The sequence below is a fragment of the Persephonella marina EX-H1 genome (assembly GCF_000021565.1).
Lineage (GTDB): Bacteria > Aquificota > Aquificia > Aquificales > Hydrogenothermaceae > Persephonella > Persephonella marina.
In genome coordinates, this window is sequence record NC_012440.1 from 695,205 (window position 1) to 721,676 (window position 26,472).

The window sequence follows — 26,472 nt, forward strand, 5'->3', positions numbered from 1 at the left end:
GGGTGCTTATCATAGATTTTCCTTTTTAAATATCTTTTTTATGTTTAAAAGTGTTAAAAGCTCTTTCTCTTTCTCACCTGAGATCATTATCACACCGTCTATAAATTCAGGGTCTATACCTATTGCGTTCATGGGAGCAGGTTGTATTTCATCCGGATTTATATTTATCGCCCCTTCTACCTTGTCAACAAGAATTCCTATATGTCCAAGTTCAGTTTCAACAACAACAATAGTTTTTTTGCTGTCTTCTTCACTTTTCTCAGGAAGATTGAACTTCTTTTTAAGTGTTACAACCGGGATTATATTTCCTCTAAGGTTCATCACACCTAAGATATAATCTTTTGTTTTTGGAACTGGCGTTATTTCTATATCCTTTGTTATCTTAATAACATCCTGAATGTTGACCCCTATAAGTTCCTGATTGAGTCTGAAGGTTATCAATCTTTCTTCATAAGATGCACTCTTCTCTATCTCTTTAACACCTAAAACTTCAAGGTCTTTCATCATAGTACTCCTACAAGCTGTGATTTTTTATCATTTATAAGGGAGTTTGTATCCACTATAAGTACAACCTTTCCATCCCCCGTTATTGTAGCACCTGCAATTCCCTGAACATTTTCAAGCAGTTTTCCAAGAGGTTTTATAACGATCTCTTCCTCACCGTAAAGCTCCTCAACAGATATAGCTATATTCTTTTCCCCAACCCTGACAATAACGATAAACTCTTTCTCCCCTTTATCTTCCATGTCAAAAAGCTCGTTCAGACTGAAAAGTAAAAATACCTCATCCCTGAGCATGAACGATTTAAACTGTCCTATATTTTTTACATTCTCAGGCTCATACTTGACTATCTCAACAACTGAGTAAAGGGGTATCGCAAAGATCCTGTTGTTTGCACCTACCATAAGTGTTCTTATAATTGCCACTGTTAGAGGTAGTTTCATTATGAATTTAGAGCCTTTCCCTCTTTCACTTTCTACCTCTATGCTTCCTCTAAGTGAGTGAATTGTAGATGCAACAACGTCCATTCCAACGCCTCTTCCTGAAACCTCACTCACCTGGTCTGCTGTGGAAAATCCAGGCATAAACAGAAGCTCAAAAGCCTCTTTATCAGACATATTCTGTGCCTGTTCAGGTGTTATAAGACCTTTTTCAACAGCTTTATTTTTGACTTTTTCAACATCTATTCCTCTTCCATCATCTTCTATAGAAATTATTATTCTGTCTCCTTCCTGGTAAGCTGAAAGTTTTATAATTCCTGTTTCAGGTTTTCCTGCCTTTAACCTTTCTTCAACAGGTTCTATACCATGATCTATAGCGTTTCTTACAAGATGTATTAATGGATCTTCAAGTTTATCAAGTATGGATCTGTCTATCTCTGTATCTTCTCCTTCCAGTATAAGATTTACCTTTCTGTTAAGTTTTTTCGCCAGATCCCTTACTATCCTTGGGAACTTGCTGAATATCTTTCTTACAGGCTGCATTCTCAGTTTCATTACAGCATCCTGAAGGTCACTTACAGTTCTGCTCATTCCCGTTATTGAATCCAGCAGTTCCTCAATCAGATCTGTACTCTCACAGGAAGTTTCAAGATTTGAGGCCAGCTTTACTATTCTGTTCCTGTCTAAAACAAGCTCCCCTACAAGGTTCATTAATGTCTCAACCCTTTCAACATCAACCCTTATAACCTCTTCCTTCTTTTCAGATTTTTTCTTTGTTTTTGTTACCTGTTTTGTTTCCTCTTTTGGTTGTGGTTTTTCATCTGTTTTTACAGGGGCATCCTCTTTTTCTTTAACCTCTTCCTGTTTTTCCCCCTCAGGTCTGGATTCCTCCCTGGGTTTTATCAGATCTTTTACATCCTTTCCCTCAGTAATAAGTTTTTCAAGTTTTTCAATAACCTCAAGTGAAGGTCTTTCGTCTGGTGGAAGTAGGATCAGTTCTTCCAGTATCTCCCCAAGATCCTTCCCTTTGTACTTTAATATCAGTTCCTTTATGTCAGGATCAACATCAGGTACAAACTCAAAATCTTCATCGTTATCAGATTTTTCATCTGCTACATGCTGTATCTCAGGTATTATCTCACCTTCTAATATAGTGTCAAGTTTATCGAGAAGTGGTTTTACTTCTTCTTCATCTGGTATCTCACTGTTTTCTTTAAGCATCTCAATGGATTCTTTAAGTTTATCGACACCTTCAAATATAACATCCATCATATCAGATGTAAGTTTTAACTCATCGTTCCTTAACTTGTTAAATATGTCTTCTATCTTATGTGCGATCTCTACGATAGAATTAAGGCCTAAAAATCCTGCACCACCTTTTAATGTATGCATACTGCGGAATATTCTGTTTAACAGATCCTTATCTTCTGGTGATGTCTCAAGCTCTATAAGATCCTGATCAAGATTTGACAGTATTTCATCTGCTTCTATAAGAAACTCTTCAAGGATCTCTTTCATATCATCAGTGAATTCGAGTTTCATTTTTATTACCTCAAAATTTTTTTAAAGTCCGAACTGTTTTAATATGTCGTCCACATCTTCCTGTGAAACGTCTCTCTTCCATTCAAGCTCTTCAAGTTTCTCTTTAAGTTCTTCCTTTTTCTTTTCGGAAGTTTCTCTCCCAATTCCAAACAGAATAAGTATTTTCAGTATCTCTTTTTCCACATCTGATATGAAGTTTGATATCTTTTGAAGTCTCTGTGATATGATGTCCTGAAACTCCAGTAATGTTAATGTTTCTGTCAGCTTACCTACTGCTTTTTTCAGGTTTTCTTCCAGAGATTCCTTGATCTCTGTATTGTCTATCTTTAGAACGGTCTGTAAACTGTTGTTAATCAAAGATGTTATCTCCATTATATTGTCCAGTATTTTCTGAGTAGCCTCTTCACTTTCCTGTATTGCAAGCTCTATATGTTCATTCACACTTCTAAATCCTTCTTTTTTACTTCCAAGGCTTTCTATATCCTTTTTGTATTGTTCTATTAAAGACAGTACCCTTTTCAGCTCATCAAATAGATTTTCGTTCATATCTTACCTCCTGAATATTATTTAGAAATTCGGTAATCTGTTCCGGATCTAGAATAAGATCGACCTTACCTGTTTTTATAGCGTTTTCGGGCATTGATGGAAGAACGCAGCTTTCCGGATTCTGGGCTATATTTAACCCACCGTATTTTTTTATTTCTTTTACACCTTCACTACCGTCATTTCCCATACCTGATAGGATAATCCCCACACTATTTTTTTTCGTAGTATGTGCTATGGAGCTTAAGAGTAGGTCTATGGATGGTACAAATCTGCTTTTTTTATTAATCGTTTTAAACATTCTCTTTCCGTTGAAATTTTCAATGATCATATTTTTTCCGCCTTTTACTATATACGCAACACTGTCTTTTAGTATCTCTCCATTTTCTGCTTCTTTAACCGTTATTCTGGAGCTCTGGTTTAATCTTTTTGCAAAAGTCTGGGTAAACCCTTCAGGCATATGGATAGCTACGACAACATGAGCTTTAAGATTTTCTTTGATACCAGAAAGTATTTCAGACACGACCTGAGGACCACCTGTTGAAGCCCCGATTCCGATAAGAGGAGTATCATCAAATTCTGGATTTATCTCAGTTTTCTGTCTGTGGAATGATGGCTTTACCTTTGATTGTGATAGAGATCTGATCTTATTTATAAGATCTTCTTTAAGTTTAAAAAGATCCATGAATGATGAAGGTTTTGTTATAAAATCGTCAGCCCCTTTTTTTAAAGCTTCAAATGTGATTTCTGCACCTTCCTCTGTTAAGGAGCTCAGTATGATTATCTTTGTTGAAGGTGAGACCTTTTTTATCTTCTCAAGGGCCTCAAGTCCATTCATAACGGGCATCTCAATATCAAGTGTGACCACATCGGGCCTTAGTTTTTCAACAAGTTCAACAGCTTCAAGACCGTTTGTGGCGATTCCTGAGATATTTATATCTTTTGCATCACCAAGTATCTTTTTTAAAGCTGCTCTTACTGTTGAGGAGTCATCAACTATAACTGTATTGATCAATTTACTCTCCTGTAAAATGTGTATTTACCTTTCTTTTCCGGAATGAAAAGATCAGAAAACTCCCTGTCTATCTTTTCAGTAGGTGCAAGGACCAATATACCTGATTTTGTCAAAGATGAATGAAAATTTTTTAACGCTTTTCTCAGCTTCTCTTTTGTGAAGTATATTATTACATTCCTGCAGAATATAGCTGAATAGTTTCTGAAGAAGAAGTAGTCTTCACTGACAATATTCCCCTGTTTGAATTCGGTTATATTTTTAACGTCCTCTTTTATATACAGCTTACCATCCTTCAAAGTGACAAACTTCCTGTAAGGAACCGGAATCTGATTGATCTTTTCAGCTTCGTATATACCTTCCCTTGCTACAGAGAGAACAGAACTGCTCAGATCAACGCCTGTTACCCTTTTGTTTTTTTCATCAGGTTTCAGATCAAGTATCATCATAGCGATAGAATAAACCTCTTTACCTGTTGAACATCCGGCGCTCATTATTTTGTAGAAAGGTTTATTTATTAGTTCTTTAAGATATAGATCTTTGAACTCAAACATCTGTTCTTTATGTCTAAAAAAAGATGTCTCATTTACAAGTATACTGTCTATAAAGAGATCAAAAAGCTCATTATTGCGGAATACCTCGTCAATTGAAACACCGTACTTTCTGATAAAGCTTCTTACTTTGACCTCAAGGAGTTTAAGTCTGTCTTCATCATAAAGGTTACCTGTAAATTGGTGAATCTTTTCCCTTAACTTCTCTAAATTCAAATTATTCCTCAACCGAAAATAGTATTATAATTAAATCCGCTTATAAATAAATATCGGTGAAAAATGGAAAATGTTAATAACCTGCTGGACAAACTAATAGGAAAACTAAAAGAAGAGAAGGATTTACTGATTAAAAGTATACAGGACGCCAGGTATGTTGAAGAGCTTGTTAAGGTGATTGAAGAAAAAAGGGATATACTTTCACAGTTATCAAAGTATAACAGGGAGGATTTTAAAGGTTTTGAGGATAAATTAAGAGAGATAGAAACACTCGGAAGATCAAATCTCACTCTTGCAGCAAATAACGCCCAGTTTATAGATGAGATATTTTCAGTACTTTTTGAGGAACCCCAGAAGTACGATCAGTCTGGTAATATATCACAGGAGCAGAAAGGTCTTTTCAACAAAAAGATATAAAGGGGATACCTCCCCTTTATACACCAAGGATATAGTATTTAAGCCACAGCAGTCCCAGTGCAACTATGACTGTGATTACGGTTACCGGTGTTCCTGCTTTAACAAAGTCGAAGAACTTTATGGGATAGCCTTCCCTTTCTGCAAGACCGGCAGCCACAACGTTAGCTGAAGCTCCGATTATAGTCAGGTTTCCTCCAAGGCATGCACCTAGTGCTAATGCCCACCATAATGGTTCAACATCAAATGCTGCTGTTTTCGCAAAATCTAAAAGAACATAAGACATAGCCATGGTGAAAGGTATGTTATCAACAATTCCTGATATGATAGCTGCAAAGGGTCCAAGGATGAGAATACCAAGTATGGGATCTTTTATAATACCTGCTATCATATGGGCTACATCCTCAAAAACACCAGAATGTTCAAGACCACCTATAACAATGAATAATCCCAGGAAAAACATAAGTGTTGTCCACTCAACCCTTTCAAGTATTCTTTCAGGATTCTCCTTTGCCCACAGCATCAGAACCGAGGCCATAAAGAGGGCTATAGTACCGGCTTCTAAATGAAGAATATGATGGAGGAAAAACAGGATTATCGTTATACCAAAAATGATAAGACCTTTTCTCATAAGAACAATATCAAATTCTACCCTCTGGGCTTCGACTATCTTTTTCAGCTCTTCCTCATCTTTTATCTTTGGTTCCAGATCTCCTTTTATTTTCATCATAAACGTGAATACAGCGGTACCTATTATCAGTGTAACAACTATTATTGGTGCAAGGTTAACGATGAAATCCATAAATGTAAATCCACCTATTGATCCTATAATAATGTTTGGAGGATCACCTATCAGGGTTGCCGTCCCGCCAATATTTGATGCTAATACGACAGCTATTATATATGGAACCGGTTTTAACTTTAGTCTTGCTGTCATCGTAATAAGTATTGGAACCATAAATAAAACTGTTGTAACGTTGTCCAGAAAAGCTGACAGGACAGCTGTCAGTGTTGTAAATGTCAACAGTATTTTAAGTGGGTCTCCTTTCGTAAGCTTTAAAGCTGTAGCTGAAAGTATCGAAAAGAAGCCTGATTCTATAAGGACAGATACGATTATCATCATCCCTATTAGAAGGAACATTGTATTGTGATCTATCGATTCCCACGCAGCCTCAGGGGTTACAACTCCTAAAAAAACCGCCAGAAGACCACCAAACAGAGCAGCGGGAACTCTGTGGAAAAACTTCTCAAGGATTATCATAGTGTAAGTTCCAACAAAAAGAACTATTGATACCCAGTAGATTATCTCTTTACTTCCAAGGCCCAGCATACTTAAAATTGAATGATGTTCCACCATCCTACTCCTTTCATTTTGTCTGATCTAAAAATATTCCTATTGATGTTTCAGAGTTTTCAATAAATGAGTTTATATCCTCAACACCTCTGTTGAATATCAGGAGATCATAGTTGTTTTTTCTTGCATAGTATGGGATTTCCTTTTTAGGATCTCCTTTTATAACGAGAAGTTCCGTTTTCTCTTCACCTACAGCTTTAGCTATCAGTGATCTGACAGTATCAACATGCTCCCTGAACATCTCAGCTATTATCTGCTTTGCTTCACCTTCAGTGTGGGTCTTTACAAGTCTTTTTTCATAGAAGTCCTCGTAAAATGAATATATGAATTTATAATTCTCTAATACTCTGTCTGCGAAATATTTTGAGCTCTTTATGAAATCAACGGTTGAATGGTCTTTACTTACATATATCAGACCATTTTTTAAAGTATCTGTATCTTCCTGTAAAGCCAGTATGTTTGTACTTTCAAACTCCTCCAGTATTTTTTCGCAGTATGTATGGTGGAATATATGTTCTAAAGGATCTATCTTTTCTTTTGTTAAAACAAGCAGGTCAGGTGAGTAGCTTTTTACAAACTCTATTCCTTCATCAAGACTTGATTTGACCTCTATCTTATAATTGATCCCTTCATTTATGAGATCCCTTTCTATACTGTCTTTTGGGATATTATCAAGGTCAGAAACCAGTATTACTACTTCTTCGTCAAGTTTCTTTGCCAGATCTTTTAAAATTGAAAAGTTATTCATATTGAACTTTTTATATTGAAAATAGACGATCCGCTTAAATAGCATAACTTGCTCCTTTTATTTTTATCTGTTATTTAATAGGGTTATCGGAGAATAAAAGAGGAAACTTTAAGGGAAAGATGCCGCTTATAAGCGGCACTGTATATTAGACACTCCCCATTCTTCTTGCCATCTCATAGAGTCTTCTAATTCTTTCCTCTGTAGGTGGATGTGTTGAGAATAGTGAGGCTATAGAACTTCCTTTTAAAGGATTAACTATCATCATATGTGCAGTTCCGGGATTAACCTCCCTTGCTGCTACAGGTGCAAGTTGATGAGCGGCCATCTCTAACTTTTCCAGAGCTTTTGCAAGTGATAGAGGACATCTGCATATCTCAGCACCTGTAGCGTCAGCAGCGTACTCCCTTGATCTTGATATTGCCATCTGTATTATCATCGCTGCTATAGGTGCAAGAATAAATAACAGCAGTGAGCCGATAAGTCCTCCTATACCGTTGTCCTCATCATTTCCTCCAAAAATATTTGACCAGAAGGCCATCTCAGCAAGCATTGAGATAGCGCCACCAATAGTTGCTGCAATTGATGAGATAAGTATATCCCTGTTTTTTATATGGGCTATCTCATGTGCAAGAACCCCTCTTAACTCTTCAGGAGAGAGGATATTCAGTATTCCTGATGTAACAGCCACAACAGCATTTTTAGGGTTTCTACCTGTTGCAAATGCATTTGGTATTTCCGTTGGGGCAAGGTATATTCTTGGTTTTGGAATACCTGCATTCCTTGCAAGTTCAGCCACCATATCGTGTAGCCATGGGGCTTCTTCATAAGGAATCTCCTGAGCCCTGTACATTTTTAATGCCATTTTATCTGAGAACCAGTATGCAAAGAAGTTCATAGCCATTGCAAAGAAGAAGGCTATTATCATACCGGTCTGACCACCTATTATCTTCCCTGCAAGTAAAAACAGTCCAGTTAAAACACCAAGTAGCAGGACTGTTTTGATAGTATGCATCTTTTAGCTACCTCCTTGGTTTTTCTTTTTTATAGTATTCTAAAAGTGTGAAATTTCAGTGAAGAATATCATATAATAAAAGTTATTCATAAATAATGATTTTTGGGAGGGATGATGGGCGACAAAACAGCAGAAGTAGAAAAGTTAAGGTCAGAAATAGAAAGATTAAAGAAGCAGATAGAGGAGAAAAATAGATATAAAACTATTGTTGAAAATGCAGGGGAGGCTATAGTTATACTTCAGGGCGGGTATATGAAATATCTGAACCCGAAAGCGGCCTCTCTTGTGGGAATACCTAGGGAAAAACTGCTGAACTCAACATTTGAACAGTTCATACATCCTGAAGACAAACAGATGGTCCTTAATAACTATATAAACAGACTTCAGGGGAAGCCAGCACCTGAAAGCTATACTTTCAGAATCAGGGATATAAACTTACAGACAAAATGGCTCCAGATAAGACCTGTTAAGATAACCTATGAGGGCAAACCTGCTATACTCAATTTCTTCATTGATATAACAAAGCAGAAAGAGTTAGAAAAGATACTTGAAAAAACTAACTCTATACTGAGATGGACTATAGAATCCCTTTCAGACGGTATTGTTGTTGTTGATCTTAATTTCAACATAATTCTTTACAACCAGAACTTCCTGAATATATGGGGAGTTAAGGATGAGGATCTGGAAGATACAACGAGATTTTTATACATCGCTTCAAAAAAAGTGGTATATGAGAAGATGTTTTTAAAAAGGATCGATGAGCTCAGAAAGGATATTTATGCATCCGGTAAAGGCAGATTAACACTTCTCAATGGAAGGATATACGAATGGTATTCAATCCCTTTTAAGGTTCAGAACAGGGTTTCTGGAAGGATATGGCATCTAAAGGATATAACAGAAAAGATACAGGCTGAAGCAGCTTTAAGGGAAAGGGAAAAGAACTACAGGGAGCTTGTTGAGAACGTGAACAGTATAGTTCTAAGATGGAAGCCTGATGGAACCATAACATTCATAAACAGGTTTGGTGAAAAGTTCTTCGGTTATAAAAGAAAGGAGCTTATAGGAAAGAATGTCTGCGATACTATTGTACCGCAGTGTGATTCTGAAGGTAACAACCTTCACCAGATGATAGAGGATATAACCAGAAATCCAAACAGGTATGTTAACAATGAGAACGAAAATATGACAAAAGATGGAAAAAGGGTTTGGATACTATGGAAGAACAGACCAGTATACGACTCAGATAATAATCTTATAGAGATATTTTCCATAGGACACGATATCACAGAGAAAAAGATACTGGAGAAAAAGCTTGAGAAACTCGCAACAACAGATGGTCTTACAGGTATTTATAACAGGGTAAAATTTGAGGAGATACTCGAGGAAAAACTGAGAGATTTCTCTTTAAACGGATCAAAATTCTGTCTTTTCCTTTTTGATATAGACAACTTTAAGAAGATAAACGACAGCTATGGCCATCATAGGGGAGACCATGTTTTAAAAGAGGTGGTAAACGTTGTTAGAAGAAGTTTGAGAAATGACAGTCTTTTTGCAAGGTGGGGTGGTGAGGAGTTTATAATTCTTTTCCCTAATACTGATCTGAAAAGCTGTTTTCACGTTGTTGATGGTATCAGGAAGATGATATCCAGACATGTGTTTGATGTTGTCGGAAGAATAACGATAAGCGGCGGTATTACAGAGGTTTTAGAAGGTGATGATTCAGTTTCTATAGTGAGAAGGGCTGATAATCTGCTTTATAAGGCAAAAGGTAGTGGAAAGAATATTGTTATGGCAGGGTAGCCACAGGGCTACCCTCATTTTTAGTTCACCTCAGGTTCAATAACGTCGTCGTCACCTTTCTTTCCTTCAGACTGCTGAGCTCCAGACTGGTAAAGTTTCTGAGCTATCTTGTTTGCAACGGATGTTACCTTATCTATAGCTGACTGTATCTTTCCTCTGTCATTTGAAGCTATGGCATCTTTTCCTTCCTTGATCACACTTTCAGCCTCTTTTACATCCTCATCTGACAGTTTACCCTTGTTCTCATTGATGGTTTTCTCAAGACTGTAGACGAGGGCATCAAGCTGGTTTCTCAGCTCAACGGTCTCCTGGAACTTTTTATCTTCCTCTTCATGTTTTTTAGCTTCCTCTATTATTCTGTTTATCTCATCTTCAGTTAATCCTGAAGACTGCTGAACAGTTATAGACTGTGATTTTCCTGTTGCTTTATCTGTTGCTGTAACATGCAGGATACCATCAGCATCTATATCAAAGCACACCTCAATCTGTGGAACTCCCCTTGGTGCAGGTGGTATGTCTGTCAGGAAGAACTTTCCAAGTGATTTATTCTCCTTGGCCATTTTTCTCTCACCCTGTAGAACATGTATCTCAACCTGTGTCTGGTTGTCAGCTGCTGTTGTGAATATCTCACATTTCTTTGTTGGTATAGGAGTGTTTCTTGGTATAAGAACAGTCATAACACCACCAAGTGTTTCTATACCGAGTGAGAGAGGTGTAACATCTATAAGAAGAACATCTTTAACCTCACCTGCCAGAACACCACCCTGTATAGCAGCACCTATAGCAACAACCTCATCAGGGTTAACACCTTTGTGAGGTTCTTTTCCGAAGAACTCTTTTATCTTCTGCTGTACAAGTGGTATTCTTGTTGATCCACCAACGAGAACAACATCATCTATATCGGCTGGTGTGAGTTTCGCTTCCTCAAGGGCTCTTTTGACAATATCCATAGTTCTGTCAACAAGATCTTTTATCATCTCTTCAAGTCTCGCCCTTGTCAGCTTTTTCTCAAGGTGTAAAGGCTGATTTGTGTTAGGATCTATTGTTATGAAAGGAAGGTTTATCTCCGTTTCCATCTTGAATGACAGCTCTTTCTTTGCCTGTTCTGCTGCTTCTTTTAATCTCTGGAATGCTGTCTTGTCCTGTTTAAGATCTATACCGTGATCCTTCTTAAACTCCTCTAAAAGCCAGTTTATTATTCTCGCATCTATATCAGAACCACCAAGATGTGTATCACCATCTGATACCTTAACTTCTATTACGCCATCTCCACCTTCAAGAATTGATACATCAAAAGTACCACCACCAAAGTCGTAAACAAGTATCTTAACGTCGGATTTTTTGTCTAATCCATAAGCTAGAGCTGCCGCTGTTGGTTCGTTGATTATTCTCTTAACTTCAAGTCCAGCTATCTTACCTGCATCTTTTGTAGCCTGTCTCTGTCTCTCATTAAAGTATGCTGGAACTGTAATAACAGCTTCTGTAACTTTCTCACCAAGGTAGTTCTCAGCTGCCTCTTTAAGTTTCTTTAATACCTGTGCTCCAACCTCTTCAGGTCTTACAATCTTTCCTGCATTTGGAACATCAAATGCAGCGTCTCCTTTATCGTCTGATACAACTTTATAAGGAACATGTTTTATCTCTTCCTGAACCTCGTCATACTTTCTTCCTATAAATCTTTTTGATTCGTATATAGTATTTTCAGGATCAAGGACAGCTCTTCTTTTTGCAGGATCACCTACAAGTATCTCCCCTTCCTTTGTCCATGAGACTATTGATGGTGTTGTTCTGAATCCTTCCTGGTTTGCTATTACAACAGGCTCTCCTCCCTGTATAACTGAAACAACTGAGTTAGTAGTTCCAAGGTCTATTCCTATTACCTTTCCCATTAATCGGTACCTCCTTTTTTATTCTCTCATAAAAAATATAATATTTTAGTTAATCATTGTCAAGATTTTTTATATTATTACACATATATTTTTCAGTTTGATCTAAATGCCGAAAAGTTAAAAAAATACTCAGGGAGCTAAGATGAGGATAGCTTACATAAATTTTTTAATAGAAGGTGATAATTACAGGGCAGGAGTTCTTCTTACAGATGAAACTACAAAACCTGTAGAGTTCAGAATTACTACAAATCTTAATATTGATCAGCTCCAGGAGATACTCTATGGGGAATCTCTTAAAGAGGTTCTATATAAAGAAAGATTTACAGTCCAGCTTTTAGATTCTCTTCAGGAAGATTACGATATAGTTCTTGTTAAGGAAAAATCTCTCCTTTCTATAAGGAAGGAGATCAAGAAACCTGTTGTACATATCCAGAAGTACGAGTACTTCATGCCTTTGAACAGACAGAGTCATAAGATAATAAATCTACAGGAGAAGTATGAACCTTTATACATAACTATATCCTCTCAGGATGAAAACAGACTCGTTTCTATATCACAACAGCTTAACGAGATATATAAAAACTTTAACATTATGGAACCTTTTGACCGAATAGAAAAAGCGATAAAATACCTTTCAGAGAAGGGTCAGTGATGATTGATATATCTGGAAATCTGGTTAAAGATATTGAGGTGAATACAGTATCTCTCTTTAACGATTCTATATGTGGGGTTTCTGAGAATCTTGTAAAGCCGATCCCAACAGTTAAAAATATAGGAAAGATATTTATTAAAAAAGATAAAGATATTAATAAAATATTAAATGGCGACTTTAAATCAGTTAAACTGACGAAGAGGGAGTATAAAAATCTATCCATCTTTGATCTTATAAAACCTGTTCTGATGCCATCCATAGATTTTGATATACCTCAGGATCTAACATTCCCACACAGACTTTTCAACTACCAGATACAGGGGATAAAGTTCCTTATAAGCAACAGATCAGCACTTCTTGCTGACCAGATGGGAACAGGAAAAACTGTTATGTCAACGACAGCTCTCAGAATCTTATTTATGAAGGGAGATGTAAAGAAAGCTATCATAATAGTTCCGTCAAACCTTATCTCAGTATGGGAAGAACATCTGAATCTATGGGCTCCGGAGATACAGTTTGTAACTATAAGGGATAGTAAAGAAGGCAGAAAAGTTCTGTGGAACATAGACTCCCATGTTTACCTTATAAGCTATGACAGCTTAAAAAACGATTACAAACATTATAAAGATTATCTTGGAAAGTTCAGAATCACTCTGGATCTTGTAATAATAGATGAAGCCCACAATATAAAAAATCCTTCTGCTTTAAAAACAAAGGCCGTTAAGTTTATATCAAGACTTTCCAGATATAAGTGGGCTTTAAGTGGAACACCTCTCCAGAACAACCTGAAAGAACTTCTCTCACTTTACGAGTTTCTCTTCCCTGATAAACAGAGAAAGGAGAGTATATCTGAGGAGGAGGCAAGGGAGCTTATCAGACCTGTTATGCTCAGAAGACTTAAAAAGGATGTTCTTAAAGAGCTTCCTGAAAAATTACCTCCAGAGATAGAGAAATTTGATCTATCACCTTCACAGCAATTAGAGTACGATTCGATTCTTGGAAGGGAGATAGAGAAAATAGAGGACATTATAGATAAATACAGAGATGAGAAGAACTTCAAATTTATACTTAAACAGAATATCATACACTCTATCCAGAAACTTAGACAGGTATGTAATTTCCCCTCTAAAGGTTTTGACAGTCCAAAGATGGCGAGACTGAGGGAGATAATAATAGAACTTATAAAAAATGATGAAAAGGTTATAGTTTTCACAAACTTTGTTAAATACGGGATAGAAAGGATAGTTAACAATCTTTCCTATTACATCAATCCAGATTATATAGTCCAGTACCACGGTGGGATGAGACCTGAGGAAAAGATAAAAGCTGTAAAGGATTTTAAGGAAAAGAAGAATAAGTATGTATTTATTGGTACTATTACTTCTGCGGGAGAAGGTCTGACATTAACAGAATCAAGTTATGCTATATTTTTTGATCTCCACTGGAATCCTGCAAAGATATGGCAGGCTGAGGACAGGATTCACAGAATAGGTCAGAAGAACAAGATTAATATATATAACTTTGTGATGAGAAATACAGTTGAGGAGAGGATACTCCAGAAGTTAGAGGAGAAAAGGGCTATGATACAGAATGTTATAGATGGAATAGAAAAACCTGTTGATGAGATGGTAACAGTTGATGATCTTATGGAGTTTATTGGAATAAATCTGAAATCCGTTCCAGCTTAAGGAGGGAGGTATGCACAGACCTAAGGTAGAACCTAAAAATATAGAATCTGTATTTTTACCTGATGAGATGTTCTTTTCCACTACGGATCTTAAAGGTATAATTCTGTCAGGTAATGATGTTTTTATCAGAGTAAGTAAGTTCTCTAAGGAAGAACTTATAGGAAAACCCCACAACATTATCAGACATCCAGATATGCCCAGAATAGTCTTTAAGCTTCTGTGGGATTATATACAGTCTGGAAAGCCGATAGTTGCCTATGTAAAAAATATAGCAAAAGACGGCAGTTACTACTGGGTTCTTGCCACGGTTGTTCCTATCTTTGATAATGAGGGAAATATAGAAAAGTATCTTTCTATAAGGATAAAACCGACAACACAGTTTTTTGATCATATACCAAAGGTTTACGCTGAACTTCTCAATGCTGAAAAGTCCGGAGGTATGGAAGCATCATTAAAAAAACTTGAAGAGATAGTAAGATCTTTAGGTTATAAAAGCTATGACAGCTTTATGACAGACATTTTAAGCAAAGAGATAGAGGATAAAAAAGATGTTCTTAAGGTAGAAGATATTCCACCAGATATGATCTTTGAAAACAGTTTTACAGAGAATGTGGCAACAATATTCAGGTATGCGAAAAAGATTGATGAGCTGTATGACAGCATATACAGGAAGATCACTCATTTTGAGAACCTCGGAAAGCTTCTTGATGAAAAATCAGACAGAATATTCAGTCTTACAGATGATATAAGACTTATATCACTGAACTCCTCAGTTGAGTCTTTCAAACTTGGAAGTCAGGGAGCATCCTTTTCTGTTCTCTCTGCTGAGATGAGGAAGAACTCAGAGGTAGGGAATAAAATAATAGACGAGATGAGAAAGATAACAGAGATAATTATGGAAGATATAGACAGGATAATCCTTCTGATAAACATATCAAAGCTTGAAGTTATAGCTATAACAAAATTTTTACACTCTATACTTGAGGAGGATGAAACCAGAGAAGATAATGATATAGAAGAGCTTGAGCAGAATATTATTGATCTTGTCAGATCATTAAAGATATCTTCAGAAAAAACATATTCTTACTCTGAAAAGATGGGACATCATCTATTGAACATCTCCGAGTATCTTAAAAAGCTGAAGATCCTTATAAAAAGGCTTGAGTTTCTTTACCTTAATGGTATGGTAGAATCAGCTCACCAGACAGAAACAAGCTTTTCTATAATATTTACAGAGGTAAACAAACTCGTTGAGAGTACAAAAGATATACTTAACGATATATCAGTTCCCCTATCTGAGGTCAAAGATGAAAACAGAAATCTAAAGTACGAGCTTGAAGAGGTTGAGTATAATATTAATAAGATTACAGATACCATATCAAATATATCAAATGTTTAGGGGAGATTGGATGAAAGTTGAGTATATAGTCGTTTTTATAACAGTTCCAGACAGTAAAACAGCAAATAATATAGCTAAAAAACTTGTTGAAGAAAAATTAGCAGCCTGTGTAAATATAGTCAAGGATATAAACTCCATTTACTACTGGAAAGGTAATATAGAAAATGATGATGAGCTTCTTCTTATTGTAAAAACAAGGCTGGAGATCTTTGAGAAGCTCACTGATTTTGTTAAAAAGATACATCCTTACACAGTTCCTGAGGTAATAGCACTTCCTATTATAGCCGGTTCAGATTCCTATCTTAAATGGATAGATGATACTCTTTACAGGTAAGTATTTGCTACACCTGATTTTATGCTGTAATATAATCCCATAATGAGACTTATAAAAGAGCTTTTAACAGTTTTAGTATACCTCGTAGTTTTTACAATCGCTGTCGGGGGATTTGATCTTTTACCAGAAATACTGAGTTTTTTAAAGGGGTTGGGCATGGCACCATCAATAATAGTTTTGGTAATACTGATAATCATATTTTTAGCGGCAGCAATAAGAATACTTCCTGAATACGAGAGAGGTGTTGTTTTCCGTCTTGGTAGGGTTATTGGTGCAAAAGGACCTGGACTTATAATCCTTATCCCTTTCATAGATAAGATGGTGAGGGTTTCTCTAAGGGTTGTAACACTTGATGTTCCAACTCAGGATATTATAACGAAGGATAACGTTTCTGTTAAGGTTGATGCTGTTGTTTACTTCAGGGTTATAGACCCTGTTAAGGCTATAGTTAATGTTGAGGACTATGTTTATGCGATATCCCAGCTTTCACAGACAACACTTAGAAGCGTTTGTGGTCAGGCTGAGCTTGATGAGCTTCTATCACAGAGGGACAAACTGAACCTGAAGCTTCAGGAAATAATAGACAGGGAGACGGATATATGGGGTGTGAAGGTTGTTTCCGTTGAACTTAAGAGAATAGATCTTCCTGAAGAGCTTGTTAAGGCTATGGCAAGACAGGCTGAAGCTGAAAGGGAGAGAAGGGCTAAGATAATAGGTGCAGAGGCTGAGTATCAGGCCGCTCAGAAACTTGTTGAGGCTGCAGAACTTCTATCAAAACAGCCTATAGCTATGCAGCTGAGATATCTTGAAACACTAACAACAATAGGACAGAAAAACGCAAAAACTATAGTCTTCCCATTCCCAACAGAGATGCTTGAGTTTTTAGATAAATTCAAGAAAACCGACTAAAAACTGGATTTTAAAGATCCTCTCGCTTTTTTTGATCTTATAATCTGATCAGTTCTTCAATTGGTATTGCATAATTTTCTATCAGGTATTATATTTATAACCAAACACTAAAGAAATTTTATAACACTAAGCTAATATTTAAGGAGGAAAGGATGTTCAGTGAGAATCTACTGGATAAGAAATCAAGGGAGCTTATAGATCTATCAAAAAGTATCGCACAGAAGCAGGGGGATAAGCTTGTTGATACAGACCATCTGCTCCTTGCACTCATATCTAAGAAAGACTCCCCTTTAATTAAGATACTTGAAAAAAGAGGTATAGATACAGAGGATCTTGTAAATAAGATTGACAGTTATCTGAAGGATCTTTATTCACAGATAAACAGATCTGTTACAGAGTATATAAACTACATAAAAGATCTTCAGAGACAGCTTACAAAGGTTAGAAACGATCTTATAAATATACAGGAAGAGTTAAAAAGGGTTTCAGCTGAGAAAAGGGAGCTTGAGAATGAGTTGAGATACGAGGAAAGCTCCTTCTGGGGTGGTTTTGGAAGCTCTGTAAGGATTGAGTACGAAAGGCTGAAAAGGTATGAAGATCAGCTGAGAAGCCAGATAGACCAGATTAAAAGATCACTGCTACAGGTAATGGATGAGAAAACTGCAGAGGCTTTTATTTCAGGCAATATAACGCTCTCAGCTGTTTTATACAGAGTTATAGAGAACTCAGATCTGGTAAAACAGATTGATGATCTGGGATTTTCGCCTGACAGGGTTGTTGTAAAAATATCTCAGGAAGCTCTCGGAACTGAGACAGGTAAGATCTACAGTAATAAATTTATAAAAGTACTTGAAACCGCAGAGAAAAAGGCTTTATCCTCAGGTGAGACTCAGGTAAAGCCTTACCATATAGCATCTGCACTTATAGAAGATGAGACAACTATCGCAGGAAAAATATTAAAACAAATACTGTCAGGAGGAAAAGAGAAGATGAATGGAGAAAATATCCAGAAAGAGATGGCTGAAGAAGAAAAATCACCACTGGAAAAATTTACAGTGGATCTTACAGCTTTAGCAAGGGAGGGAAAGCTTGATCCGGTTATAGGAAGAGAAAAAGAGATTCAGCAGGTTATAGAGGTTCTTCTAAGAAGAACAAAAAACAACCCTGTCCTCGTAGGTGAGGCTGGTGTTGGTAAGACAGCTATAGTTGAAGGTCTTGCCCAGAAGATAGTAAATAAAGAAGTTCCAGAGGAGCTTTATGACAAGAAGATACTTGCACTTGATATGGGAGCATTACTCGCTGGAACAAAGTATAGGGGTGAGTTTGAGGAAAGACTTAAAGGGATTATAGATGAGATAAAGAATGATGGAAATGTCATTCTCTTTATAGATGAGCTTCATACAATCGTTGGAGCCGGTGCTGCTGAAGGAGCTACAGATGCAGGTAATCTTCTGAAGCCTTCACTTGCAAGAGGTGAGATAAGGGTTATTGGTGCCACAACTATAGATGAGTACAGAAAACATATAGAAAAAGATCCTGCACTTGAGAGAAGATTCCAGCCTGTTTATGTGGAAGAGCCTGATGTTGAGACAACCATTGAGATACTGAACGCTCTCAAGCCAAGACTTGAGAAACACCATGGGGTAAAGATAGATCCTTCAGCTATAGAAGCTGCTGCAAAGCTCACACACAGGTATGTTACAGACAGAAAGCTTCCTGATAAAGCTATAGATGCACTGGATCAGGCATGTGCAAGGAAAAAGCTCAAGCTCGTTTACGCTCCACCTGAGGTGATAGAGATAGAGAGAAAGATAAAGATGCTTGATGAACAGATAGTTCAGGCTTCTCTGGAAGGTGATTATGAGAAGGAAGCCCAGCTTAAGATAGAAAAAGCAAAGCTTGAGAAAGAGCTTAAAGAGGTTATGTCAAAATCGGACAGTGAGCATCTGAAACTTGATCAGCTTAAGAAACAGCTTGAGGAGCTTGAGAGAAGAATAATAGAGACAGCTGAAAAAGGAGACTACGAGAAAGAGACAGAGCTTAAGATAGAGAAGGCAAAACTTGAGAAACAGATAAAAGAGCTTGAGCTTAAGATAGCTGAGAAAACTGTTGTTTCTGAGGATGATGTTGCTGAGGTCATATCAGACTGGACAGGTATTCCAATATCAAGACTGAAAGAAGAGGAGATGCAGAGACTTTTAAGACTTGAGGAAGAACTGCATAAGAGGGTTGTTGATCAGGAGCATGTTATAAAAACTGTTGCAGAGGCTATAAGAAGAGCAAGGGCTGGACTTTCTGACCCAAGAAAACCTTTAGCATCATTTATGTTCCTTGGTCCAACAGGTGTAGGTAAAACAGAGACGGCAAAAGCACTTGCGGAGGTTCTTTTTGGAGATGAGGATGCACTTATAAGACTTGATATGTCAGAGTTTAAAGAGGAACACTCTGTCGCCAAACTTATTGGAGCACCTCCAGGATATGTAGGTTATGAGGAAGGTGGTAAACTTACAGAGGCTGTAAGAAGAAAGCCTTACTCAGTCATACTCCTTGATGAGATAGAAAAGGCACATCCAAGGGTTTTTGATGTGTTCCTCCAGGTTCTTGATGATGGAAGACTTACAGACTCAAAAGGAAGAACTGTTAACTTCAGGAATACGATCATCATAATGACATCAAATATAGGAAGTCAGTACCTCACATTGATACCTTTTGATGCTCCAGATGATGTTGTGGAAAAGGAGTTTGAGTCAGCGAAACAGAAGGTTTTAGATGAGGTTAAAAATTACTTCAGACCTGAGTTCTTAAACAGGCTTGACGATATACTTGTATTCAAACCACTTCTGAAGAATGAGCTACTCCAGATCGTGGATATGATGCTAAAGCTCCTGAACGCAAGACTTAGAGACAGGGATATTCATCTTGAGGCTACAGATAAAGCGAGGGAGCTTATATCAAAACTTGGATACGATCCTGTTTACGGAGCAAGACCTCTCAGAAGGGCTATACAGAAGTATGTTGAAACACCACTTTCTGAAAAGATACTCTCAGGTGAGGTAAAACCTGGGGATACAGTTGTTCTTGATGAGGAGAACGGTCAGCTTGTTTTCAGAGTAAAACAGGAAGCAGAAGCCAGGTCATAAAAAGGGGGCTTTAAGCCCCTTTTAACTCTCTTTCAGTCTTTTTATCTTCTTCTTTAGATCATTCAGGAAAACAAGAGCTTCTACCGGTGTTATACTTCCTATGTCTATACTCTCTATCTCTTCCAGTATCTGTCTGTACTCATCTTTCTCAATATCTTCTATCTCTTTAAAAAGTGGAAGCTCATTTATCTCATTAAGGTAACTGTTTTCCTTCTGTTTAAGTGAGTATATATCTTCCTCAAGTTTTTTATCCCTCTGCTCCTCAAAGTAGTAAAGTATCTCGTATGCTCTTTTTATTATCTGTTCTTTAATCCCTGCAAGTTTTGCAACATGGACACCGTAACTTTTATTGCTGAAACCTTCCTTAACCCTGTATAAGAATTTTATATTTTCTCCATCCTCAAATATGTCCATATGGAAGTTCTTAACACCTTTTATCTCCCTCTCAAGCTGTGTAAGCTCGTGGTAATGCGTAGCAAATAATGTTTTCACCTTTACCTTTTCAGCGAGATACTCAGATATAGCCCATCCTATAGACAGTCCGTCATACGTACTTGTTCCCCTTCCTACCTCATCTAATACGATAAAACTTCTCTCAGTAGCATTGTTTACTATATTCGCCATCTCAAGCATCTCAACCATAAATGTTGATAGACCTTTGGCAAGGGCATCACCTGATCCTATCCTTGTGAAGATAGCATCAACAACACCTATCTTTCCTTTTTTCGCAGGTATGTAAGATCCTGTCTGTGCAAGGAGAATGATTATCGCTGACTGTCTTATAAATGTGCTTTTACCTGCCATATTTGGTCCTGTGATTATATGAAAGTATGAGTTTCTGTTCATCTTAAGGTTATTTGGAACGAAATCAGGCATAAACTCTTTTATAACAGGATGGTATCCCTCTTTTATCTCTATCTCGTAACCGTCGTGTATATCAGGTTTCGTCCATCCCTTCTCAACAGCTATCTGTGCAAGTGACTGGATAGCATCTATCATCCCAACCTGCTGGGCTGTTTTTCCTATTCTGTCTGACAGGAATGCAACCTCTTCCCTTATTCTCATGAATATCTCATACTCTAATGCTTTTATCTTCTCATCTGCAGAGAGTATCTTTTCTTCAAAACTTTGAAGTTCATCAGTTATAAATCTCTCAGCATTTGATAATGTCTGTCTTCTTCTGAAATGATCTGGAACAAGCTTGAGGTTTGGCTTCGTTACCTCTATGTAGTATCCCATAACTTTGTTAAATCCTATCTTTAGACTCTGTATCCCTGTCTCTTTTCTCAGTTTTTCCTGGTAGCTTTTTAGCCATTCATTACCTTTTTCTTTTATCTCCTTCAGCTCATCAAGATCTTTATCAACACCTTTCTTTATAAGACCTCCTTCCTTAAGATGTATAGGTGGATCATCCTCAAGGTATCTATCAAGTTTCTCAATAAGCCAGCTGTAATCCTCTATCCTTTCAAATGACTCTTTCAGCAGATCTGATTTTATCTCTTTTGATATCTCCTTCAGTTTTGATACCTTCTTTAATGACTCCCTCAGCCCAACAAGGTCCCTCGGTGTTGATGTGTTTGAGGATATCTTTGAGATAAGCCTTTCTATATCAAATATCTGATCAAGTATATCCCTTATCTTTTCCCTTAACTCAGTATTCTCAACAAGCTCTGTTACAGCGTTCTGTCTTTTTATTATCTCCTTACTGTTTTTAAGGGGATGTAGGAGGAAAAATCTTAACTTTCTCCTTCCCATTCCTGTTAATGTTCTGTCCATAACCCTCAGAAGAGGTATATTCCCCTCATTTGGGCTTACTATCTCAAGATGTTTCTGTGCAGAGTAGTCAAGTCTTACATAGCTGTCTTCCCTGTAGGGCTTTGGTGTTGATATAAATGGGAGAAATGATTTCTGTGTTACCTTCGCATACTTCCATACAGCTGATAGGGGATATATAACATTCTGTTCTTCTGTGTCAAAACCAAAAGCAGATATATGTCCTGTTTTGAAAAATCCCAGAAACTCAGAGTGTGTATCCTCACTGAAGTAATCTTCAGGGAGCTGAGAGAAAAATATACTTTTAAACTGTGATCTTAGATCTGAAAAATCATACCCTTCCTGAACAACGATCTCTTTTGGCTGGAATTTTCCTATAAAGGATATAAGCTCATCCCTGTTTAGACTGCCTCCAGTGAACTCTCCTGTAGAAAGATCAAGGTAGGCTATATAAAACCTTCCCCTCTCCTGATATATCCCAAGGAGAGCGCTTTTCAGCTTTTCGTTCTCAAAATATGTTCCAGGTGTGAGAACCCTGATAACATCCCTCTTTACAATACCTTTAGCCTTTGAAGCATCTTCAAGCTGTTCACAGATAGCAACCTTGTAGCCTTTTGATACAAGTCTTGTTATATAGCTGTCAGCGGAATGGAAGGGGATACCACACATAGGTATGTATCTGTCCTTTCCTACCTTTTTCTTTGTCAGAACTATGTTCAGTTCCCTTGCTCCCGTATGGGCGTCCTCATAGAACATCTCATAAAAATCACCAAGTCTATAAAGAACAAGGGCATCAGGATACTGATCTTTTATTTTGTGGTACTGGGCTAACATAGGTGTTATATTCTTTTCTTCCTTCAACCTGTACCTCTGATCTTTTTTTAATATTATCCTACTCTAAAAAGATAATATCCAGAGCAAGCTCAGGATCAACCCTCTGATCGTTTATATAAATACCAAAATGAAGGTGAGGTGCTGTTGATCTTCCTGTTGATCCTACCTTTCCTATTATCTGTCCAGCTTTTACAAAGCTTCCTTCCTTTACACTGATCTCAGAAAGATGGGCATAAAGTGTAAAAAGTCCAAGCCCGTGATTTATTATGACTGTGTTTCCTGTAAAAAACAGATCCCTTGCTATCTCAACCTTTCCTGAAAGGGAGGCGTAAACAGGCGTTCCTTCAGCTGCCCTAAAGTCTGTTCCCCAGTGTATTGATCTTTTCTTCCCGTTTATAATTCTTTTTGCTCCAAAAGGCGTGGTTACATAAAGTTTATCAAGAGGTGGATAAAATGAGCTTTCATCAAAAAGCTTCTGTGAGTACTTTCTGAATATCTTTCTAAGCAAAAAGTACTCTTTTTCTATTCTCTTTAATACTTCTTTTGTTCTCTTTCTCTCCTTTACCCTTATCTTTGAGACGGGGTAAGATTTTCTGCTCACAGATATAAACTTCCTGTATATGACTCTGCCGTCTTTCAGCAGATTTACCGTTATAACAGATGAGCTTTTATAAGGGACAGCGAAGAAAGCTATACTGTCCTTTACTGGAAATCTGTAAGTTTTACTGCCGGACTCAATCTCTATCGTATACTCTGAATTTCTTTCAAAGCTGTTTATCTTTATATAGTTTAATGATCCCGGATATACAGACTCAGAGTATATACTTATATCTGAAGCGTAGGATGTCAGGGATAAAATAAGGAGAAAAACAGCTACAGCTAACATAACCCACCTTTTAACGTTTGAATAAAAATAGTTTATAGTATAAATTGTTAGTTTGAAATAAAAAATAAAAGAGGTGTAGCAGTTGAAAAAGTATTATATAAGAACTTTTGGCTGTCAGATGAATATAAACGACTCACAGAAGATGGCAGGAATGCTTAAAACACTTGGTTATGAACCTGCAAGGGACTGGGAAGATGCTGATATAATCCTTGTAAATACATGTTCTGTAAGGGAAAAGCCTGATCAGAAGGTTCTTTCTGCTCTTGGTGAGTTTAAGAAGATAAAAAATAAAAAGCCTGATGCTGTTATAGGTGTCTGCGGATGTCTCGCACAGAGGGCAGGTTATGAGATACTCCAGAAAGCTCCTTTTGTTGATATGGTATTTGGGACAACAAATATACACCATCTTCCAAAACTTCTTGAAGAGGCACTTCAGGGTAATAAAGCTGTTGAGATATTAGAGGATATAGACCAGAATGAGACAGAGCTTGATAAATACCCTACTGTCAGAGAGAACAGATATACGGCTTACGTAACAGTTATGAGAGGATGTGACAAGAAATGTACATACTGTATAGTTCCCTACACACGTGGTAAAGAGAGAAGCAGACGTATAGGGGAGATACTTCAAGAAGTCCAGTGGCTTATTGATGATGGTGTAAAGGAGATACATCTGATAGGTCAGAATGTTACAGCTTACGGTAAGGATCTTGGAGATGTGAGATTTGTTGATCTTCTCTACGCTGTTGCAGATGTTGAAGGTGTTGAGAGGATAAGATTTACAACAGGACATCCAAGGGATCTTGATGAGGAAACAATAAAGGCTATGGCTGAGATACCACAGATATGTGAACATCTACATCTACCTATTCAGGCTGGATCAGACAGGATACTTAAAGCTATGGAAAGGGGATACACACAGAAGGAGTATCTTGAGAAGATAGAGCTTTTAAAGAAGTATATACCTGATATATCTCTCTCAACAGATATTATTGTAGGATTTCCAGGTGAGACATACGAGGATTATATGGAAACTATAAAAGTCTTAAAAGAGGTGGAATACGATCAGGTATTTGCCTTTAAGTACTCTCCACGTCCCGGAACACCTGCTGCACAGATGCCCATGACTGAAGATCCAAAAACCTTGAGTAAGTGGCTTAACGACCTTATATTAATGCAAAAGGAGATAACATTTAAGAAGAATCTACAGTACGAAGGTAAAACAGTTGAGGTTCTTGTTGAGGAAGAGAAGGAAGGAAGGTTTGTTGGAAGAACAAGGACAAATAAGCTTGTTCATATTGAAGGAAGGAATAATTTGTTAGGAGAGATAGTTGATGTGAAGGTTACAAAGGTAAACAGGTTCAGTCTTGAAGGGGAAGCGATAGAACAATTAGTATAAATTTAGGAGGCCTGTTATGATTGAGATGAGTGTTCAGGGGATTACGCTTGATCCTGTTACGAATATGCCGATAGTCGTGTTAAAAGGTAAGGAAAGTGAGGATATACTCCCGATCTGGATAGGGATATTTGAGGCTAACGCAATAGCGATGCAGCTTGAGGGGGTGGAGAGACCAAGACCTATGACACACGATCTTATAAAGAATCTGATAAACTCTCTCTCAGCATCTGTTGAGTACATTCATATACATGATCTTAAAGCCAACACCTATTACGCAGAGATATCACTTATACTTAACGGAGAGAGGATAGTTATAGACTCAAGACCAAGTGATGCTATCAATATTGCTCTGAGATGCAACGCACCTATCTATGTTTCAGAGGCTGTTTTAAAACAGTCAAGGATAGAAAATGAGATTGAAACGGAAGAGGAAGAGATACAGGACTGGCTTGAGTCAATAAAACCTGAGGATTTTGGTAAAAACCCTTCAGTCTAAAATTTTAGAACGATAGCACCCCAGGTTAGACCTCCTCCAAATGCTGTGAGGAGGATATGATCTCCTTTATCTATCTTTCCCTCTTTCCATGCCTCATAAAATGCTATGGGTATTGATGCTGCACTTGTGTTTCCGTATCTGTGAATATTGCTGTAAACCCTTTCCTCAGGAAGTTCCATCCTTTCAGCAAGGGCATTTATTATTCTTATATTAGCCTGATGGGGTATAACAAGCTTTATATCTTCCAGTGTAAGACCTGCCTTTTGAAGAGCTTTCTTTGATGCTGTTTCCATAGATTTTATCGCAAGCTTAAATGTCTCCCTTCCTCTCATTCTGAGTTTCTCACCTACAGGACAGTAAAGAGATCCCCAGTGTGACCCGTCAGATTTCATAACAGCTGAGAGGATATCACTCTCACCGTCAGATTTTGAGACAACAACAGCACCTGCACCATCACCGAAGATAACAGCTGTTGATCTGTCGTTCCAGTCTATTATCTGGGAGAAAACCTCTGCTCCTACAACTAAGATGTTTTCAAACTGACCTGATTTTATAAAGGAGTTAGCCAGGGTAAGACCGTAAATAAATCCACTACAGGCAGCTGATATATCAAAAGCCATAGGTTTTGAGGATCCAAGCTTGTCAGCAAGAAAACAGGCGGTTGATGGAAATGTCATATCAGGTGTTGATGTTGCAACGATAACAGCATCTATATCCTTTGGGGTGAGACCTGCATTTTCTATAGCTTCCTTAGCAGCTGGAAGGGCTATATCACTTGCCTTTTCCCACTCCTCAGCTATTCTTCTCTCTTTTATACCTGTTCTTGTTGTTATCCATTCATCAGATGTGTCTAAGAACTTCTCAAGATCAAAATTTGTAAGGATTCTTTCAGGTATGTTTATCCCTATACCTTTTATCTCAGCCTTGATATCACCCATCT

At 37.4% G+C, this 26,472-nt stretch carries 22 protein-coding genes; 10 read left to right on the top strand and 12 right to left on the bottom strand.

The genetic code is table 11. From position 1 onward, the window contains the following. Window positions 1–9: 9 nt before the first annotated feature. The 5 genes from PERMA_RS03690 to PERMA_RS03710 are packed head-to-tail and all read right to left on the bottom strand — an operon-like array spanning window position 10 to window position 4,805. Window positions 10–504: a chemotaxis protein CheW gene (locus tag PERMA_RS03690; protein WP_012676227.1), complete on the bottom strand. Its 495-nt coding sequence runs from the start codon at window positions 502–504 to the stop codon at window positions 10–12. Then, window positions 504–2,483, bottom strand: a complete 1,980-nt coding sequence (locus PERMA_RS03695) for a chemotaxis protein CheA (protein ID WP_012676027.1) — start codon at window positions 2,481–2,483, stop codon at window positions 504–506. Before PERMA_RS03695 ends, PERMA_RS03690 begins: the two co-directional genes overlap by 1 nt. Before the next feature lie 21 nt (window positions 2,484–2,504). Further along, window positions 2,505–3,029, bottom strand: a complete 525-nt coding sequence (locus PERMA_RS03700; protein ID WP_012676476.1) for a protein phosphatase CheZ — start codon at window positions 3,027–3,029, stop codon at window positions 2,505–2,507. Then, a complete protein-coding gene (cheB, locus tag PERMA_RS03705; RefSeq protein ID WP_012675282.1) occupies window positions 3,010–4,041 on the bottom strand; it encodes a chemotaxis-specific protein-glutamate methyltransferase CheB in 1,032 nt (343 codons plus the stop codon). The genes PERMA_RS03700 and cheB overlap by 20 nt, the downstream gene beginning before the upstream one ends. Then, window positions 4,038–4,805: a CheR family methyltransferase gene (locus PERMA_RS03710; RefSeq protein ID WP_012675811.1), complete on the bottom strand. Its 768-nt coding sequence runs from the start codon at window positions 4,803–4,805 to the stop codon at window positions 4,038–4,040. The genes cheB and PERMA_RS03710 overlap by 4 nt, the downstream gene beginning before the upstream one ends. Window positions 4,806–4,868: 63 nt before the next feature. Here PERMA_RS03710 and PERMA_RS03715 point away from each other — a divergent pair, with 63 nt between their 5' ends. Next, complete coding sequence (locus PERMA_RS03715) at window positions 4,869–5,222, top strand: hypothetical protein (protein WP_012676864.1); 354 nt, start codon at window positions 4,869–4,871, stop codon at window positions 5,220–5,222. Window positions 5,223–5,238: 16 nt separating this feature from the next. Here PERMA_RS03715 and PERMA_RS03720 read toward each other — a convergent pair whose 3' ends face one another. The 3 genes from PERMA_RS03720 to htpX form a co-directional block, all read right to left on the bottom strand. Next, window positions 5,239–6,573, bottom strand: a complete 1,335-nt coding sequence (locus PERMA_RS03720; RefSeq protein ID WP_148206440.1) for an ArsB/NhaD family transporter — start codon at window positions 6,571–6,573, stop codon at window positions 5,239–5,241. A 13-nt stretch (window positions 6,574–6,586) separates the two neighbouring features. Beyond that, window positions 6,587–7,321: a hypothetical protein gene (locus PERMA_RS03725; RefSeq protein ID WP_015899006.1), complete on the bottom strand. Its 735-nt coding sequence runs from the start codon at window positions 7,319–7,321 to the stop codon at window positions 6,587–6,589. A gap of 145 nt (window positions 7,322–7,466) precedes the next feature. Next, entirely contained in the window at window positions 7,467–8,333 is an 867-nt protein-coding gene (gene htpX / locus PERMA_RS03730) for a zinc metalloprotease HtpX (RefSeq protein ID WP_012675976.1), read from the bottom strand. A gap of 114 nt (window positions 8,334–8,447) precedes the next feature. Here htpX and PERMA_RS03735 point away from each other — a divergent pair, with 114 nt between their 5' ends. Beyond that, window positions 8,448–10,133, top strand: coding sequence for a sensor domain-containing diguanylate cyclase (locus tag PERMA_RS03735; protein ID WP_012675655.1), 1,686 nt, complete (start codon window positions 8,448–8,450; stop codon window positions 10,131–10,133). A gap of 20 nt (window positions 10,134–10,153) precedes the next feature. On the opposite strand, the gene dnaK is transcribed toward PERMA_RS03735, so the two are convergent. Then, window positions 10,154–12,022, bottom strand: coding sequence for a molecular chaperone DnaK (gene dnaK / locus PERMA_RS03740; protein ID WP_012676519.1), 1,869 nt, complete (start codon window positions 12,020–12,022; stop codon window positions 10,154–10,156). Window positions 12,023–12,164: 142 nt separating this feature from the next. Between dnaK and PERMA_RS03745 the strand changes: the two genes are divergently transcribed. The 6 genes from PERMA_RS03745 to PERMA_RS03770 all read left to right on the top strand — a co-directional run bounded on the left by PERMA_RS03745 (window position 12,165) and on the right by PERMA_RS03770 (window position 20,144). After that, window positions 12,165–12,674 (top strand): hypothetical protein, encoded by a 510-nt coding sequence (locus PERMA_RS03745; RefSeq protein WP_012675439.1) that lies wholly within the window; start codon window positions 12,165–12,167, stop codon window positions 12,672–12,674. Continuing rightward, the gene (locus tag PERMA_RS03750; protein ID WP_012676659.1) at window positions 12,674–14,362 is read left to right on the top strand and encodes a DEAD/DEAH box helicase; all 1,689 of its coding nucleotides are present in this window, start codon (window positions 12,674–12,676) and stop codon (window positions 14,360–14,362) included. The genes PERMA_RS03745 and PERMA_RS03750 overlap by 1 nt, the downstream gene beginning before the upstream one ends. Before the next feature lie 10 nt (window positions 14,363–14,372). Next, the gene (locus PERMA_RS10630) at window positions 14,373–15,761 is read left to right on the top strand and encodes a PAS domain-containing protein (protein WP_012675327.1); all 1,389 of its coding nucleotides are present in this window, start codon (window positions 14,373–14,375) and stop codon (window positions 15,759–15,761) included. Window positions 15,762–15,771: 10 nt separating this feature from the next. After that, the gene (gene cutA / locus PERMA_RS03760) at window positions 15,772–16,095 is read left to right on the top strand and encodes a divalent-cation tolerance protein CutA (RefSeq protein ID WP_012676405.1); all 324 of its coding nucleotides are present in this window, start codon (window positions 15,772–15,774) and stop codon (window positions 16,093–16,095) included. 156 nt (window positions 16,096–16,251) lie between these two features. Next, window positions 16,252–17,004 carry a slipin family protein gene (locus PERMA_RS03765; protein WP_238527229.1) on the top strand — a complete coding sequence of 251 codons (753 nt, stop codon included), beginning with the start codon at window positions 16,252–16,254 and terminating at the stop codon, window positions 17,002–17,004. 152 nt (window positions 17,005–17,156) lie between these two features. Then, window positions 17,157–20,144, top strand: coding sequence for an AAA family ATPase (locus tag PERMA_RS03770; protein WP_012676151.1), 2,988 nt, complete (start codon window positions 17,157–17,159; stop codon window positions 20,142–20,144). A 21-nt stretch (window positions 20,145–20,165) separates the two neighbouring features. Here PERMA_RS03770 and mutS read toward each other — a convergent pair whose 3' ends face one another. Next, the gene (mutS, locus tag PERMA_RS03775) at window positions 20,166–22,778 is read right to left on the bottom strand and encodes a DNA mismatch repair protein MutS (protein ID WP_012676827.1); all 2,613 of its coding nucleotides are present in this window, start codon (window positions 22,776–22,778) and stop codon (window positions 20,166–20,168) included. A gap of 31 nt (window positions 22,779–22,809) precedes the next feature. Then, the gene (locus PERMA_RS03780) at window positions 22,810–23,637 is read right to left on the bottom strand and encodes a M23 family metallopeptidase (RefSeq protein WP_012675490.1); all 828 of its coding nucleotides are present in this window, start codon (window positions 23,635–23,637) and stop codon (window positions 22,810–22,812) included. A gap of 82 nt (window positions 23,638–23,719) precedes the next feature. Here PERMA_RS03780 and miaB point away from each other — a divergent pair, with 82 nt between their 5' ends. Together miaB and PERMA_RS03790 are read left to right on the top strand one after the other, a co-directional pair. Beyond that, on the top strand, window positions 23,720–25,036 hold the full coding sequence (miaB, locus tag PERMA_RS03785) for a tRNA (N6-isopentenyl adenosine(37)-C2)-methylthiotransferase MiaB (protein ID WP_015898927.1): 1,317 nt from the start codon (window positions 23,720–23,722) through the stop codon (window positions 25,034–25,036). 16 nt (window positions 25,037–25,052) lie between these two features. Beyond that, complete coding sequence (locus PERMA_RS03790; RefSeq protein WP_012676971.1) at window positions 25,053–25,532, top strand: bifunctional nuclease family protein; 480 nt, start codon at window positions 25,053–25,055, stop codon at window positions 25,530–25,532. Here PERMA_RS03790 and PERMA_RS03795 read toward each other — a convergent pair. Then, window positions 25,529–26,470 carry a beta-ketoacyl-ACP synthase III gene (locus PERMA_RS03795; protein ID WP_012675934.1) on the bottom strand — a complete coding sequence of 314 codons (942 nt, stop codon included), beginning with the start codon at window positions 26,468–26,470 and terminating at the stop codon, window positions 25,529–25,531. The two genes, PERMA_RS03790 and PERMA_RS03795, sit on opposite strands and share 4 nt — an antisense overlap. Between the last annotated feature and the right edge of the window lie 2 nt (window positions 26,471–26,472).